The 16,745-nt window shown below is 44.2% G+C and carries 10 protein-coding genes; 2 read left to right on the forward strand and 8 right to left on the reverse strand.

Annotated features, from left to right (window positions below; all coding sequences use genetic code 11):
• Positions 1-393: 393 nt before the first annotated feature.
• Together pta and ackA are read right to left on the reverse strand one after the other, a co-directional pair.
• Complete coding sequence (gene pta / locus HQQ92_RS06905; protein ID WP_028760976.1) at positions 394-2,547, reverse strand: phosphate acetyltransferase; 2,154 nt, start codon at positions 2,545-2,547, stop codon at positions 394-396.
• Between the two features lie 111 nt (positions 2,548-2,658).
• Complete coding sequence (ackA, locus tag HQQ92_RS06910) at positions 2,659-3,858, reverse strand: acetate kinase (RefSeq protein ID WP_173244140.1); 1,200 nt, start codon at positions 3,856-3,858, stop codon at positions 2,659-2,661.
• A 141-nt stretch (positions 3,859-3,999) separates the two neighbouring features.
• On the opposite strand from ackA, the gene yfbV reads away from it, so the two are divergent.
• Positions 4,000-4,443, forward strand: coding sequence for a terminus macrodomain insulation protein YfbV (yfbV, locus tag HQQ92_RS06915; protein WP_081729091.1), 444 nt, complete (start codon positions 4,000-4,002; stop codon positions 4,441-4,443).
• 44 nt (positions 4,444-4,487) lie between these two features.
• Here the strand turns inward: yfbV and pflA are convergent, their stop codons facing one another.
• Complete coding sequence (pflA, locus tag HQQ92_RS06920) at positions 4,488-5,228, reverse strand: pyruvate formate lyase 1-activating protein (protein WP_105252135.1); 741 nt, start codon at positions 5,226-5,228, stop codon at positions 4,488-4,490.
• Positions 5,229-5,291: 63 nt separating this feature from the next.
• Positions 5,292-7,574 (reverse strand): formate C-acetyltransferase, encoded by a 2,283-nt coding sequence (pflB, locus tag HQQ92_RS06925; RefSeq protein ID WP_173244143.1) that lies wholly within the window; start codon positions 7,572-7,574, stop codon positions 5,292-5,294.
• Between the two features lie 1,216 nt (positions 7,575-8,790).
• Between pflB and focA the strand changes: the two genes are divergently transcribed.
• Entirely contained in the window at positions 8,791-9,786 is a 996-nt protein-coding gene (gene focA, locus HQQ92_RS06930) for a formate transporter FocA (protein WP_173244146.1), read from the forward strand.
• A gap of 154 nt (positions 9,787-9,940) precedes the next feature.
• On the opposite strand, the gene HQQ92_RS06935 is transcribed toward focA, so the two are convergent.
• The 4 genes from HQQ92_RS06935 to cysK all read right to left on the reverse strand — a co-directional run bounded on the left by HQQ92_RS06935 (position 9,941) and on the right by cysK (position 16,744).
• Positions 9,941-12,655 carry a TonB-dependent siderophore receptor gene (locus tag HQQ92_RS06935; RefSeq protein ID WP_173244149.1) on the reverse strand — a complete coding sequence of 905 codons (2,715 nt, stop codon included), beginning with the start codon at positions 12,653-12,655 and terminating at the stop codon, positions 9,941-9,943.
• Between the two features lie 693 nt (positions 12,656-13,348).
• On the reverse strand, positions 13,349-14,347 hold the full coding sequence (locus HQQ92_RS06940) for a TDT family transporter (protein WP_173244152.1): 999 nt from the start codon (positions 14,345-14,347) through the stop codon (positions 13,349-13,351).
• 152 nt (positions 14,348-14,499) lie between these two features.
• On the reverse strand, positions 14,500-15,573 hold the full coding sequence (locus tag HQQ92_RS06945) for a methyltransferase (protein ID WP_173244155.1): 1,074 nt from the start codon (positions 15,571-15,573) through the stop codon (positions 14,500-14,502).
• A 202-nt stretch (positions 15,574-15,775) separates the two neighbouring features.
• Positions 15,776-16,744 (reverse strand): cysteine synthase A, encoded by a 969-nt coding sequence (gene cysK / locus HQQ92_RS06950; protein ID WP_113940761.1) that lies wholly within the window; start codon positions 16,742-16,744, stop codon positions 15,776-15,778.
• Between the last annotated feature and the right edge of the window lies 1 nt (position 16,745).

Here is a 16,745-nt window from a genome sequence, read left to right on the forward strand (position 1 = left end):
AAAAGCATTGACTCAAACCTCATGTGTGTGGCATATAGTTAGGAGTCATATAAAAAGGTTATCCACAGAAACTGTGGAAAACTATGTTGAAGACTTCAGTGATACTTTGTAAGTCACTGATATTGTCTTGCTTTATTTGCTGGTTAAAAAGTGACGCTTTTCTGCTTTCCATTATGTTCCACTTCTACTTGTGGATATTTTTCGCAATTTGCCGAGCTTATTCACACTGCATAATTCGATATTTCTCGTTTTTTCTTCATCTTTTGTAATTTCGACTTATCCATTAAGCGATTCTTGCGATCAACGGTATGGTTTACGCTAAATTTGAGCATAAAAAAGCACCGGTAATAACCAGTGCTTTTTTGTGCGTAACGCTATGCAGATTTAATGCTGTTAGCCTTTAGCTGCGTCGTTTTGTGCGGCTTGAATTGCCGTTAGTGCGATAGTGTAGACGATGTCATCGACTAACGCGCCGCGAGACAAGTCGTTCACAGGTTTGCGCATACCTTGCAGCATAGGACCGATACTGATCAGATCGGCGCTTCGCTGTACGGCCTTGTAAGTCGTGTTGCCTGTATTAAGGTCTGGGAACACGAAAACGGTAGCTTGACCAGCGACAGGGCTATTAGGTGCCTTAGAGCGGGCAACGTTTGGCATAACCGCCGCATCGTATTGCAATGGACCATCAATAATCAGATCTGGGCGTTTTTCTTTGGCAATACGGGTTGCTTCACGCACTTTATCCACATCAGAACCTGTACCTGAGTTGCCAGTTGAGTAGCTGATCATTGCCACTCTTGGCTCGATACCGAAGGCTTTTGCTGATTCCGCCGATTGGATGGCGATATCTGCTAACTGCTCAGCATTGGGATCTGGGTTAATCGCACAGTCACCGTAAACAAGCACTTGATCTGGCATCAGCATAAAGAAGATGGATGAAACTAAGCTTGAGCCAGGTGCCGTTTTGATCAATTGCAGTGGTGGGCGAATGGTATTGGCTGTGGTGTTAACCGCACCAGAAACGATACCGTCGACTTCGTTTTGCGCCAGCATCATAGTGCCGAGCACCATGTTGTCTTCTAACTGTTCACGGGCAACGACTTCAGTTAAGCCTTTGCTGCGACGCAGTTCCAACATAGGTTCTACGTAACGGTCACGCACCTCTTCTGGATCGATAATGATCACGCCTTCGCCAAGCACCACATCTTGCTGTGCGGCGATACGCAGGATTTCATCTTTTTTGCCTAAAAGTACACAGCGAGCAATACCGCGTTCTGCACAAATGGCCGCCGCTTTAATGGTACGCGGCTCATCACCTTCTGGAAGCACCACAGTCTTGTGGGCGGCGCGCGCTAATTCCGTGAGTTTGTAACGGAAAGCTGGTGGTGACAGGCGATGCTCACGGGGCGAGTTTTTAGTCACGCTTTCAATCCACGTTTGGTCAATGTGGCTGGCCACATAATCCTGCACCAGATCGATACGAACCGCGTCATCGACGGGTACTTCATGGTCGAAACGTTGAATGTTGAGCGAGGTTTGCCAAGTGTTACTGTCTATTAAGAACACAGGTAAACCAGTTTCAAAGGCCTGCTCACACAGCTTAAGGATTTCTGGCTCTGGCTCGTAGCTACCTGTTAATAACAGGGCACCAATTTTCACGCCGTTCATGGCCGCAAGACAGGCTGATACGATCACATCTGAGCGATCGCCTGAGGTTACAAGCAAGGAGTCAGTCTTAATATGAGTGACCATGTTCGGGATACTGCGGGCACAAAACGTTACTTTACGCAGGCGGCGGGTATGCATTTCACCAGCATTCAGAATGCGTGCACTTAAATGTTTTGCTAAATCCGAAGCACGAGGAGCGACAAGATCAAGATTGTAGGGCACGCTGCCTAAGATACGTAGTGGGCTCTTACCCGGCAGTTGGAACATGCTGGCCGCATCTGAGCGTTGAACACCTTGGTGATCAAAGACTTCAGATAGATCAGGGCGCGCGCGACCTTCGTCGTCAACGGGGGCACCAATCTTGTTGATTACAGCACCAATCAGGCGTTTGTTCTTTTTTCCGCCCCAAGAGTTATAGGCGATTTCGAGGCGATTCATTAGCCCTGTAGCCGTATCACTGCCTGGTGTGGCAATAAAAATTACGTCGGCATCCATGGCTTTAGCGATGGCATAGTTCACATCATCGGCGAAGGGATGATTACGTGTTGGCACTAAACCTTCGACAATTAAGGTCTCTGTGTTGCTAGCGCAATCGGCCGCACGGGCGATGATTTGCTCCATTAAGACGTCGATTTGGTCGGCGCGAATTAAGGCTTCGGCATGGGCCATGTCGAAGGGCTCTAAGGGATTTACTGTTGGCGATTTGCTCAGAATAGTGGTCGAGCGTTCTGGGCCATTATCGTTTGGACGAAGCTGAGAAATAGGCTTAAAGAACTGAACCTTAACCCCGTGGCGCTCCAGTGCGCGCACCATCCCAAGGCTTAAGGAGGTCAGGCCGACTCCGGTACCTATGGGAATTAACATAATATTACGAGACATAAAAACCTCTAGTTTCGATGGTTTTTGGCAGAATAGTTTCTGCAAATTTGCTTGTGAGTACGGCTACGTAAGGTATAAAGCCGTTTGGGTGAGCAAACGGCTTCGGCCTTTTTATTTGTTGATAAGTTTAATGGAATCTTCGGCGATAACCCATTCTTCGTTCGTTGGGATCACCATGGCAATCGTGCTTTTATCTTGGGTGATGATACCTTTCTTACCGAAACGCGCCGCTTTGTTGCGCTCACTATCGACATGGAAATTGAAGATTTCCAGCATGTTGAGCACTTTTTCACGGATTAAATCTGAGTTTTCGCCAATGCCGCCGGTGAAGACGACTGCATCTAAACGGCCCAATGGCACAGTGTAAGAGGCGATGTACTTGGCTAAGCGGTAGCAGAAGATTTCTAAGGCTAAGGTCGCGCCTTTATGGCCCTCGGCGTAACCTTCTTCGATGCCACGGCAATCGTTGGTCAGCTCGGAAATACCCAGCAGACCACTTTGCTTGTTCATCAGGTTATTCACTTCTTCTAAGGTGTAACCCAGTTGATGAACTAAGTGGTAGATGATTGAAGGGTCAATATCGCCACAACGTGTGCCCATGACCAAACCTTCTAATGGGGTTAACCCCATAGAAGTGTCGACACTTTTGCCGCCTTTGATGGCAGTCACTGACGCGCCGTTGCCCAAGTGAGCACAGATCACGTTGGTATCTTCGATGGGCTTGTTGAGCATTTTTGCCGCTTCACGGCTAACGAATAAATGACTCGTGCCATGCATGCCATAACGACGAATACCGTGTTCACGGTATAACTTGTAAGGCAGGGCGTAGACATAAGCTCTGTCTGGCATGCTTTGGTGGAAAGCGGTATCAAATACAGCAACCTGTGGCAATTTAGGGAAAGAGGCCATTGCCGCGCGGATGCCGATAAGGTGAGCAGGATTGTGCAGTGGGGCTAATGAAGCACAGTCTTCGATGCCTTTGATCACGCTCTCATCGATGATCACTGAGCGAGTGAATTTCTCACCACCGTGAACGATACGATGGCCAACGGCTTGAATTTTTGCTGCTAATTCAGGTTGTTCCGCAAGAATTTTATTAACAATGTATTCAACTGCTTCACGGTGAGCCGTAAATGCACCTAAGGCTGCTTCATGTTTTTCGCCGTTGATTTTCCATTTAATGCGAGAGTCTTCTAAACCAAAACATTCGGCTAAGCCAGAAATTTGGTCGTCACCTGTTTGCGCGTCAATGACGGCAAATTTGAGAGAAGAGCTACCGCAATTGAGAACTAAAACCAGTTTATTTGACATGTGTAAACCCTTTGCCATTGTGTTTAATATAACGATTCAAAATAATGAGGAACTGCGGTGTTTTTACCATATCAGTCTTGGGGCGATTCGCCAGATTGTGCTATGGTAAGAGCAGTATTCCATTGTAGTTGGTGTCTAAAATTGAGCATTAAGATCCTCAAAACCTTAGGTGATGGTCATCAATATATGAAGACTTGGCCTATGGTTAGACAACTGGGTTTTTATTTCCCTGAGTATCGGGTCGTCCGAGCAACTCAGCTCGCCATACTGGTGATGCCAGTGCTGGCGATTTTTGTGAGCATGAGCCAGCTGTATATTCACGGTTGGGCATTTCTGCCCCAAGCTGTCACTCTCGGTTTATTTTTCATCAGCTTACCGTTACAGGGGCTGCTGTGGTTAGGCTGGCGAGCTCGCCATCCATTACCGTTAACGCTGTTCGACTGGATTAACCAGTTGAGTGCGAAGTTGTCATCCATGGGTATCAATTGCCACACTTTAGGCGCTAAGGCCTGTTACCTCGATATGGCACTGATTTTAAAAATAGCCTTTGAGCGTTTAGATGCCAGTTATTGGGAAGAACTTTAGGCCGTTGCCGCGGTTATCCGTTTTGGCTTTTCTATTACTGTGGATTAATAAATCGCGTTAATCCCTTGTTGGACAAATACCGCTTTGATCTTTTCCATGGTTTCTCGACTCGGGGGGGATATCCCATCGAGTTGATAGCTTTCGCCCATGGCTTCCCACTTATGTTTACCTAATTCGTGATAGGGTAGTAACTCTACCTTTTCAATGTTTTTCATGGGTTTGATAAACTCGGCCAGTTGTAATGCCGATGCTTCATCGTCGGTAAATCCGCCCACTACTACATAACGTATCCACGTCGCTTGATTACGCTCTGCCAAATACTGCGCAAACTGTAATGTTCTATGGTTGCTGACTTTGGTTAACTCAATATGTTTTTCATCGTCCATGTGCTTGATGTCGAGCAGGACCAAGTCAGTATGGTCGAGTAACTCATCAATCACTGGCGTGTACTTACGTACAAAACCATTGGTATCTAAACAGGTATGAATACCTTCTTGCTGACAGGCTGTGAATAATTCGGCGACAAATTCGGCCTGTAAAATGGCTTCACCACCACTGGCCGTAACACCACCATTGCTGGCATCGAGAAAAGGCCGATAGCTGATGATTTGACTCATTAACTCATCGACCAGAACTTCTTTTCCACCATCAAGATCCCAAGTGTCACGGTTGTGGCAATATTGGCAGCGCATTAAACAGCCCTGCATAAAGGTGATAAACCGTATGCCGGGACCATCTACTGTGCCAAAGGATTCCACCGAGTGGATCCGACCGATAACTGCCATTGTGACTCCTGTTAAAATAAGTGAGGCTGTAGCACAGTGTACTACAGCCTTGACTAATTTAGCTTACAGACCTTTTGTGAATGTACGCGTGATCACATCTTGTTGCTGCTCTGGCGTCAGTGAGTTGAAGCGCACTGCATAGCCAGAAACACGGATGGTCAGCTGTGGATACTTGTCTGGATGCTTAACGGCATCTTCGAGCATCTCGCGGTTCATCACGTTGACGTTCAAGTGTTGGCCACCTTCTTTTTTGTCATTGTGGTCGAAGTATCCGTCCATCAATGCCGCTAAGTTGGTACGGCGAGCATCATCATCTTTACCCAGCGCATTTGGCACGATTGAGAAGGTATAAGAGATACCATCTTGAGCGTGGGCAAATGGGAGTTTTGCCACTGAGGTTAAAGAAGCGATTGCGCCTTTTTCATCACGGCCATGCATAGGGTTTGCACCCGGTGCAAATGGCGCACCTGAACGACGACCATCTGGTGTGTTACCGGTTTTCTTACCATAAACCACGTTTGAGGTGATGGTCAGAATTGACTGCGTTGGGATCGCATTGCGATACATTTTACGGTCACGAATTTTCGCCATAAAACGTTCAACTAAGTCACAGGCGATATCATCAACACGTGGGTCGTTGTTACCAAATTTTGGATAGTCACCGCTGATTTCGAAATCAACGGCTATGCCGTTTTCATCACGAACCGGTTTTACGGTGGCGAATTTGATGGCAGACAGTGAGTCGGCTGCGATAGATAAACCCGCAATACCACAAGCCATAGTGCGACGTACGTCTCTGTCGTGCAGCGCCATAAGCGCGGCTTCGTAAGAGTACTTATCGTGCATGTAGTGGATTGAGTTCAGTGCAGTGACATATTGAGTCGCTAACCAATCCATTAAACCGTCTAAGCGATTCATCACATCATCAAAGTTGAGCACTTCGTCTGTGATCATGTCTGCTTTAGGGGCAATTTGGATTTTCAGTTTTTCGTCTACGCCGCCGTTAATCGCATACAGCATGGTTTTCGCTAAGTTAGCGCGAGCACCGAAGAACTGCATGTGTTTACCCACAACCATAGGGCTCACACAACAGGCGATTGCATAGTCGTCTGATTGGAAATCTGGACGCATTAAGTCATCGTTTTCGTATTGGATTGAGCTAGTGTCGATAGACACTTTGGCGCAATATTTTTTGAAACCGATTGGCAGTTTATCTGACCATAATACCGTGATGTTTGGCTCTGGACTTGGACCCATAGTGTAAAGGGTGTTCAAGAAACGGAAGCTTGATTTCGTCACTAACGTACGGCCATCTAAGCCCATACCGCCGATTGACTCCGTTGCCCAAATTGGGTCGCCTGAGAACAATTCGTCGTATTCAGGGGTACGTAGGAAACGCACCATACGCAATTTCATCACAAAATGGTCAACCATTTCTTGAGCTTGTTGCTCAGTTAAGGTGCCATTTTTCAGATCACGTTCAATATAGATGTCGAGGAATGAAGAGGTACGACCTAATGACATGGCAGCGCCGTTTTGGCTCTTCACTGCAGCTAAATAGCCGAAGTAAGTCCATTGGATCGCTTCTTGTGCATTGGTCGCTGGACGAGAAATATCGAAGCCATACTTGGCAGCCATTTTCTTCATTTGGCCTAATGCACGGTGTTGCTCGGCAATTTCTTCACGTAATTGGATAACGTTAGATAACTCTTCACCCGCTTCGAACTGCGCTTGCAGTGAGCTAAATTGGGCAAACTTATCTTTCATCAGGTAATCGATACCGTAAAGTGCCACACGGCGATAGTCACCAATGATACGGCCACGGCCATAAGCATCGGGTAAGCCCGTTAAAATACCTGATTTACGACAGGCCATAATTTCGGGGGTGTAAACATCGAACACACCTTGGTTATGGGTTTTGCGCAGTTCTGAATAAACGTATTTAACATCTTCATCCAGTACACGATCGTAGGCGGCGCATGAGCTTTCCACCATACGAATACCACCGTTAGGCAACATAGCGCGTTTTAGCGGCGCGTCTGTTTGTAAGCCAACGATAGTTTCTAATTCTTTGTTGATGTAGCCAGCGTCGTGGGAAGTAATGGTTGAAACCATCTTAGTGTCGAAATCAACAGGCGCGTGGGTACGGTTTTCCTGTTTGATGCCTTCCATGACTTTATCCCACAATTTTGTGGTCGCTTCGGTGGCACCGGCGAGGAAGGACTCGTCGCCTTCAAAAGGCGCGTAGTTTTGTTGGATAAAGTCACGTACATTGACTTCAGATTTCCAATCGCCAGGAGTAAAGCCTTCCCATGCGTTGGCAAACAGTTCAGTTTTGTCGGTCATCGTACTAATACCTTCTGGTTGAGATAAAAGGTTATTGGCGATCAGCGTTAAGCAATGCTGAGTATAAGCCAATAGCTAATTCCTGAAATAAAGCTCCCTTCATGATGACGCCCTATGATGGGAACTGGATTTTGAAGCGCTCGTCACTCCAAAAGTCTGTCTATTGATACCCGATAAGATGACAAATATTCGCTTACTTTGATTATCGGCTACTGATAAATCTTTATAATTGGTAAGACCAATTGTCCATAAGCATATTAACATAGGTCTGTCGCTATCGCATCTTAAACGGCTTGGTTTATGCTCTGTTAATCCCAAATTTGCTAGCTAGGTAGCATTTTTTTACCACAATAGGGAATACGGCACGCTTTTTAACTTGGTGTGACATCTGAACCCCATTATCTCTTAAATCAGCCTGCCTATATTGTTACCATTTACTGTCCACCTTTAGCGAGGATAAATCTATCCTCGTATAGGCTGATTTTGATTGGTGGGAGTCACGGCTCGATAATGGGAGCTGTCACAGTAGGCGCAGTGGTTATGATATTAAAAATAAGTTTGATGTTAGCTATTTGTATTAATTTATTTTTCTTTGCTAACTTAGTGTCGATTTAGGATACGGCATGTCATAACGCCATCAAATAAAGCATGCAATACTTAAATCATTCAGGAAGGGTTAGAGAGTGGCTAAATATGGTAGTTTGCAATGATGCAGGCAACTTGTTACTTGCTGTTGGACTGAACTGTCAATGCTAAATTATGGGTTATAGTGGGTTCAATTTAATGAATACCGAGATACACGCGTCAAGCTATTGGTCATTTAATGTGTCATTGCTGAGGTTAACTTGAATCTATAGCGCATTAATTTAAGCGTTAGTTCGCTAAATATGAGATGGAAACGTGCAGGATATGCATTGTATACCATCTTAATTAAGCCACATTCTCGCGATGAAAACCGGGCTGTCATGGTAAGACCAATTAACCTTTTGTGTTTTTGGCTTCAAAGTTTTCACATTTTGGGTGTGAATAGCATCACGCTTTAGCAATATCTGCTTCACAGCATAAGCGCGTTGTATGATACAAAGCGAGACTTTAGTGAATCATCATTTAAGCAAATCATTATCTCGGTTTTGATTCGTGTTATCTGCGCAATGGCGCTGCTGGAGATACCTATGCTACGCGTTCAAGTTTGTTTATCTGAAGTTGGAGTTATGCAATGAAAAGCCCAAATCCATCGTCATCAGTTCCAACTGTGACAAACAGCGCACATGAAGCGCCACAGGTTTCAGCTCATTTTAGTTGTTACAATCAGGCTGAAATTTACGGGACAAGCAAAGTGGTTAAAGCACCTTGGCAGTCCTTTGGCTTAGCCGTGTTTGCTGGCGCATTTATCGCTTTAGCCTTTGTTTTTTATTTAACCGTAACTACTGGCGCAGGCGATGCGTCTTGGGGTTTAGTTCGTTTCGTTGGCGGAATAGCCTTTAGTTTAGGTTTAATCTTAGTGGTTGTTTGCGGTGGAGAACTGTTCACCAGTTCTGTGCTCAGTACCGTCGCCTGGGCACAAAAACAGGTCACTGGCGCTGAATTACTCAAATGTTGGTGCCGCGTGTATGCCGGCAATTTTGTCGGCGCCATGTTGATGGTTTGCTTGATCACTGCCGCAGGTATGTATGAGCTAGATGGTGGTAATTGGGGATTAAATGCCCTTAAAGTGGCGCAGCACAAACTTCACCACACTTGGGTCCAAGCTTTTAGTTTAGGCATTTTATGTAACATGTTGGTGTGTTTAGGTGTGTGGATGACCTTTGCTAGTCGTGATGTACTGACGAAATCGTTACTGTTAATTTTACCTGTGGCTATGTTCGTCAGTAGTGGCTTTGAACACAGTATCGCTAACTTATTTATGGTGCCTATGGGCATGATGATCCAATCTATCGCCAGCCCAGAGTTCTTCGTGTCTTTAGGGGTTACTCAAGCACAATTTGCCGATTTAACCGTGGCAAACTTTATATTCAATAATTTAATCCCAGTCACCCTAGGCAATATTGTCGGTGGCGGTGTGATTGTTGGTTTAGGTTATTGGTGGATAGAGCAGGGTAAAGTAACCTTGGCTGAACCACACAAAGCTCATCATGAACACTTTTCTGCACCACATTCACATACTGAAAAACCTCAGCATCAGAGTGAGATTAAGCTGACTAAACATTCCTAGAACGCCTTTAATTATTAGTCTGAAGTGAAAGTGCCCAGCAGGTAGCTGGGCACTTTTTTATGTCGGTTTTCTATGATGTGTAAATGATGAAGTAAATAAAAACGGCATCCGAAGATGCCGTTTTTTGATTAGGTTCTAACTAATAAATGCGAGATTAGAATTTAACTTCGCCTTCGATAAACCATTCACGACCACGCGCATCATATGATGAGCGGTTATAGTGTGGCCAGGCTGTATCTGTTGGATCAAAGTTTGGTCCAGCATTAAATAAGTTCATTACACCGCCAGTCACTTTAATTGCGTCTGTGATGTTATAAGCTGATGTTAAGTTCCACTTCGTTTGTGATGCAATTTCGTTTGCACTTTCATTGAATGCCAAACCTTTATCTAATGCAGCTTTTTTAAACGATTTATATCCAACACCATGCATTCTTGCTGTGTGGTAAGCACCTAAAGTTGTTTCAAAATCGTTTATATACCAACCTAAAATGATATTGGCTTTATATTGCGGTAAACCACCATCATCAATGTCATCATCAATTGCTGCTGTAGGATCTGTTTGTACTTCAGAAAGAAGAATATAAGTACCATTAAAGTTTAGTTTTAACTCACCAAAGTCAGCGACATCCCATCCATAACCAGTGGTTAAGTCAATACCACGAACTTTCTGATAAGCAAGGTTTTGTGCGACGGTATTAATGTGAGTAATGGTACCTAATGCGTCACGGGTGATCATGTTTGCATAAGTTTCATATTCACGAGCAGCTTTGCTTGCAGAGATGTCACTTACCATGTCATCCAGTTTCCACTCCCAAATATCGAGTGAAGCATTTAAGCTATCGCCACCATAAACAGCACCTATGTTGGCTGTATAGCCTGTTTCAGCGCTAAGATCTTTGTTAGCACCAGTAGTGATATCAATATTGAGTTCATTACAGATTTTGTTCAGTGTTGGATCTGGATTTTTCTGAGATGGAGTTCCACCTAGAGCTTGGCACTGTTTAAAATCAATGATATTGCTATATGCTTGAGTTGCATCTCCATATACGCGATGCATATCTGGTGCGCGGAACACTTTACTGATAGAGCCACGAACTAATAATTCATCAAGTGGGCGATACTCTACGGTTAATTGAGGCGACAAATTTCCACCGAAATCATCATATCGGTCATAACGTAAGGCCGCATCAAGTGTTAAGTCCTCAAGAACTGGAAGCTTTAATTCCATATAGGTTGCCCAGTATGAACGCTCACCAGCACCTGATGAACCACCACGGCTTAGAATATTGCCTTTAACAGATTCTGAGTCAGATTCTGATGAGTAGTCTTGAGTGGTATATTCCGCCCCAAAAGCAAAGTCTGCTGAACCTGCTGGCAGTTCAAATGCTGGACCTGTGATATTTGCTTGAATATTTTTTTGAGTTGATTGAGCTTTTTCAAACGGAGTGTACGCTATACCGCTGACATCATTTGTGCTGATAGGCGCAAGCAGTGATTTACCGTCAGTACCTTGAGCTAGATAATTAAATAATCCACCCACAGTCGCAAAGCCACTATTGAATACATCCACATTAGTACGGCCGTAATTTACGGATGTATCCCAACTATAATCATCAGCGATCACGCCTTCCAAGCCCGCGGTGAAGAAATAGTTACGGGTACTTGTTTCTCCTGCGCGGTTGCCGAATTCGTGCAAACGACGAATATAGTTGTAGTCACCATTTTCGGCATTTTTAAAATCTCCACCAAGACCTGTATTCTTGTCGAATGTTTTTGTCAGTGAATCATCTAAATCAACGCCTAAAGTTACTTTGTCTCCTGCAACATTGACTGTGTAGTTATCGATACCCATAGGTTCGATACGTGTTGTTGATTTTGCTTCTGCAAAATCAAGACGTCCTACAAAGTTCAAATTATCTGCAAGTTCATAGTTAAAGTTCGTTGAACTGATAAAACGAGTGCTTTCTGGTGATAGATCGCGCCACTTTGAGCGATCAAAGCCACATGCGCTACCTGTCCAAAGAAAACCGCCCGCTTCGCATTCACTCGCAGTTAGGACACGTTGGCCTTTTGGTGTCGTTCCACCAGCAGGTTTTTTACCTGTAATGCCAGCCCCATATGAGCTGTATTGTGAATATTTACTATAAGGTACTTTGTCTGTATCTAATCCAAAAACAGCTCTATCAGTTGCATTCAAACGCTCAGTATCAGTAAATTCGATGAAGGTTGAGACGTTACCACGTTCGGAAGATGAACCCAGAGATAGCGCAATTCGATCGCTTCCACCACCGCCTTCAGTAGTATCACCATGTCGATATTTTAATGCGACGCCATCAAAATCTCTTTTTAAAATAATGTTTACTACGCCACCAACAGCATCTGCACCATAAATTGCTGAACCACCAGATTGTAATATCTCAATACGAGCAACAGCTTCCATTGGTAAGTTTGCGGTATCAACAAAGTTGTCTGTACCACCTGCTGGTTTAGGATATTGGTTGAGACGTTTACCGTTAATCAATGTTAGCGTTCTGCTTGCACCCGCATTACGTAAACTGATTGATGACGCAGCTGGTGTAAAACCATGTACTGATTGAGTTGTCATTGCTCCTGTTGTTGAAGTCAGGCTCTGCAATGCATCTTGTACGTTAGTAAAACCTTGTTTTGCCATATCATCAGCACTTAGTACTGTAACTGGGGTTGCGGTTTCCATATCGGTACGCTTAATACGTGAACCTGTTACTTCAATACGTTCAACTTTGGCACCATCTTCAGCTGCATATACTATCGAAGTGGTTAACGCGGCAGTAGCTGCTCCGCTTATTAATGCAAAGCGAACGGCTTTGGCTAATGTAGAATTTGCACGCATTTTATTCTCCCTTAACACATGTTGTATGTTTATTTTTTATTTTTCTTAAATGGTTACTTATGTAAAGAATTAAGCTCTCATTTAATTGAGTTCAGGATATAACCACAAGAAAATAACAAGTGCAACATTGGTCATGCTGGAGTTTTGTTTAAAATTTGTTATTTACTCTCTTTTTAAAATGCAGATATAAGTAGGGTGTGTGTGTAATCGGTGGCAGATAAGGTTTTAATCTGATGGTTTTGTTTTTTATTTGGCTTTTTGTTTTTATTATTGGTTCTTTGTGTTTTTTTATTGTTGCTAATGTTTTGTTTTATTGTGTTTTAATTTTGTTGTTTTCAATAATAGTTTGAAACTATTTTATGTGAAAAAGTAAAAATTAATAACGATATGGTTTGTCATTCCATATATTTTAGATTGGATGATTGAGGAGTGCTATCAATAAGGGTTTTCATGCGGTTTAATTTTGTATGGTGATATTTTTACACCGCGTCAGGAAGCTAGAAGTAAAATTATGGAATGAAATGTTGTAAAGAATGAAAACTAATCAAATGCTATTTCTGATTATTTAATTTTGACTGTTTAAATATAAAAGCGAAGTGAATATCTATTCACTTCGCTTTCGGTTTATTGTTTAGTTTTTTGAGTGAACAATTCATTTGTATGGTTAATTATTTTTACAAAAAGCTGTTCTGTTTATTTGCTATTTAGAACTGATTTGTGCTCTACCACGTTAAATTGCAGTGGAAAGTAGTGTCCTAAATAACGTAGGGCGACATAGGCAACCACTAAGGTGGCGATTACCAGTTCGAATTCTGCTAAGTATTTTATCCATATCGCTAACTCACCCATGTTATTGAACTGCGTTAACCAAGCAGCGGTTTTAAAGAGGGCGGTTGCACCGATCACCATAGGGAAGGTAAAGGCTGCGTAGCCTGGGCTAAAGGGCAGTTTTAGTAGGTGAAAGAAGGCCAAGTAGATGATGCTGGTCATCAGAATGGCGATGCTCAGTAGTAAGGCGACTAAGGGAATTGATGCCTGCTCACAAACAGTCAGATAGCCCGCGAGTGATAAACTGGCGGGAGCTGCAAGAATGGCAATGGTTGGTTTAGCGGCATCAGGTATCGTCTGACAGAAAATGAGGCGATAGAGCATCAAAGGCAGCATGATTAAGTAGGCTAACATTCCAAAAACCAAAATGGCGTTTGCTAACCATTGGTAATCAGATACAGGGAAAGACACCGCCGCGACGATAATGCCAATCGGTGGTACAAACCAGCTTGGAACCATGTGCTCGAGTTTAAAATCGATGGCGCGAAAGTAGATAAACGCGCTTAGGAAGATCACATGGATACCAATGGCGACTAGCCACAGAGTTAAGCCTGCATGGGGGAAATAATCGCCGAGTGATTTAGACACCACCATCAAGCCCATGGCGAAGGTGGGGATCACACTACCAATCACAGGGTGACTAAGCTCGTCCTTTAAAATATTAGGATGAAGCATGAATTTACCCATGAGCAATAACAGTAACACAGAGGCTATGATGGCACCTGTGAGTTGTCCTGCGCCATTAAGTGAAGGTGTCATGTTCTCCCATGTCCAACCTAAGCTGGCAATTGCCAGTGCCAACCCAGCCATAGGGCTGGGAAGTTTAGCTGCGTGGGATGTCCAGCGTTTGCGTTTTGAAGTCATTTTGAATACCTCTCAATACTGACAATGCTTAACATCGCTTTTTTGGGGCGCTGTTTTGATGTATTTAGTGTACTGCGGGTATCAATGATAAATAAATTTGATTAATTTTATTCATTGCATAAGTTTTGTTTACTTTGATGTTGCTATTAAACTTAAGGTTTGAGTTTACAACGCAGTAGCGTGTGCCCTAGGCCAAGATTGTCTGTATCTTCATCCACATACAGTCCCGCTTGGTGAAGCAGGGCCAATAAATCCTTAGAGTGATACATGCGGCTATTGCCATTGGCCATGGCGCTGAAATAGAGGCTAGTGGCATTTACGCAATAGGCGGAGGCGGCCGATGGCTGTCTATCCCAAAAGGTTTCGACGATAAAGAGTTGGCTGCTTGATGTCATTGCCTTTGCCGTGCGTTGTAAAATGCTCAGGATTTGGATTTTTGAGAAGCAATCCAGAAATTGACTCATCCAGTAAGTATCGGCGCCTTCGACAAAGGGTAGTGAGTCGTCCAGCAGATCGGTGGCAAAGGTATGCACGCGTGCTGCAAAACCTCGTGCGAGTGCATTTTGTGTGGCTACCTCTAGTTGCCCCGGAAAATCCATAATCGTGACTTCAACGTTTGTGTCATAATCACAGCAGCTCAGTGCCCATTTTCCCGTATTGCCGCCTATATCCACTAAATGGATTGGCTTATGGGCGAACACTAACGGCAGAAGCTGTGGAAAGGCATGATCCGAATAGTAATGATCGAAGGCAAACCAGCTCTGTTTCGCTTTGGGTGGTAAATCCTTCAAGGCAGGGTAGATAGTATCCCAGTCACCGAAAACCTTGAGTCCTGCGGCCTTGCCTTCGAGTAGTGCGGTATCAAGGCTAAAAAGGCCTTGATAACAAACGTCCTGCACAAAGTTAAGGTTGATGGCGGCCATGTCGTCATGGAGTAAAAAGTGCCCCGTTTTATCGAGCACATAGCCATTTTCATTTTGCCAAACTAAACCCATACTGAGTCCCATATCCAGCAATACCCCCAAGGCATATTCACTCAGTGGGGTGGATTGGCTTAACTCGGCTGCAGTGATCCCATGCTCGGCCGCGTTATCTATTTGCGCTAGCACATCGAATTTGAGTAGGCAGTGGGCGACTTGAAAGCTGATGGGGCCAAAGGCAATTTTTTGAGCTTCAAACTTTGCATTGAAGGCGCTGATATTACTTGATGTTCGGTAAAAAGACATAAAAAGGAATGAATTGGCGAGCGGGTCCGTTCTTTATAACCAAGTTAGCCGTGAAAGCCAGTTGAGATACGAAGAACTATGAGCTGTATCCAAACTTGAGCAGTAACTTGTTTATGCTCTGTAATCGAGATCTAAATAATGGAATGCCATAAATAAAAATACCCAGCCAAAGCTGGGTATTTTAAGGACGAGAAAACGTCGTTTATTGAACGTTTTCTTCGTCGCCGAATTGGCCTTGGAACAAGACTGAAGATAGGTAACGCTCGGCAGCCGATGGCAAAATCACCACAATGGTTTTGCCTGCAAACTCTGGCAACTCAGCGATGCGGTTGGCGGCGACAACGGCGGCACCTGATGAAATACCCACTAAAATGCCTTCTTCTTGCATTAAGCGGCGGGCCATGTCGATGGCTTCATCGTTAGTAACAGCTTCAACACGGTCAATCAATTCTAAATCTAAGTTACCTGGGATAAAGCCAGCACCAATACCTTGGATTTTATGCGGCCCTGGTTGCACAGGTAAGCCAGCTAAGGTTTGAGCTATAACAGGAGAATCTGCTGGCTCAACCGCCACTGAGGTGATGGTTTTACCTGCCACTTTTTTCAAGTAACGGCTTACACCAGTAATTGTACCGCCAGTACCTACACCAGCAACAAACACATCCACTTCACCGTCGGTATCATTCCAGATTTCTGGACCTGTGGTTTTTTCATGGATTTCTGGGTTAGCAGGGTTATTAAACTGCTGCAATAAAATGTATTTTTCAGGAGCCGATTGGCGAATTTCTTCCGCTTTATCAATCGCACCTTTCATGCCTTTCGCGCCTTCAGTCAGCACGAGAGTTGCGCCTAAGGCTTTGAGTAGCTTACGACGCTCTAAACTCATGGTATTTGGCATGGTCAGGGTCAGTTTATAGCCACGGGCCGCGGCAACATACGCTAATGCAATACCTGTGTTGCCTGATGTTGGCTCAATCAGCTCGTGATTTTTTGTTAATAGACCTTTCTTCTCGGCATCCCAAATCATATTGGCACCGATACGGCATTTAACACTGAAACTTGGGTTACGGGCTTCGACTTTGGCCAGCACTTTACCTTGGCTAACACGGTTTAAACGTACTAGCGGTGTATTACCAATAGTATATGAATTATCTTCGAAAATTTTGCTCATG

The sequence above is a fragment of the Shewanella sp. DC2-4 genome (assembly GCF_013248875.1).
GTDB lineage: Bacteria > Pseudomonadota > Gammaproteobacteria > Enterobacterales > Shewanellaceae > Shewanella > Shewanella oncorhynchi.

What these genes read in the sequence shown, in the direction of transcription:
- focA (WP_173244146.1), top strand. Translation starts at nt 8,791, where the DNA reads ATGAAAAGCCCAAATCCATCGTCATCAGTTCCAACTGTGACAAACAGC.
- HQQ92_RS06945 (WP_173244155.1), bottom strand. Translation starts at nt 15,573, where the DNA reads ATGTCTTTTTACCGAACATCAAGTAATATCAGCGCCTTCAATGCAAAG.
- pta (WP_028760976.1), bottom strand. Translation starts at nt 2,547, where the DNA reads ATGTCTCGTAATATTATGTTAATTCCCATAGGTACCGGAGTCGGCCTG.
- pflA (WP_105252135.1), bottom strand. Translation starts at nt 5,228, where the DNA reads ATGGCAGTTATCGGTCGGATCCACTCGGTGGAATCCTTTGGCACAGTA.
- pflB (WP_173244143.1), bottom strand. Translation starts at nt 7,574, where the DNA reads ATGACCGACAAAACTGAACTGTTTGCCAACGCATGGGAAGGCTTTACT.
- HQQ92_RS06940 (WP_173244152.1), bottom strand. Translation starts at nt 14,347, where the DNA reads ATGACTTCAAAACGCAAACGCTGGACATCCCACGCAGCTAAACTTCCC.
- ackA (WP_173244140.1), bottom strand. Translation starts at nt 3,858, where the DNA reads ATGTCAAATAAACTGGTTTTAGTTCTCAATTGCGGTAGCTCTTCTCTC.
- HQQ92_RS06935 (WP_173244149.1), bottom strand. Translation starts at nt 12,655, where the DNA reads ATGCGTGCAAATTCTACATTAGCCAAAGCCGTTCGCTTTGCATTAATA.
- cysK (WP_113940761.1), bottom strand. Translation starts at nt 16,744, where the DNA reads ATGAGCAAAATTTTCGAAGATAATTCATATACTATTGGTAATACACCG.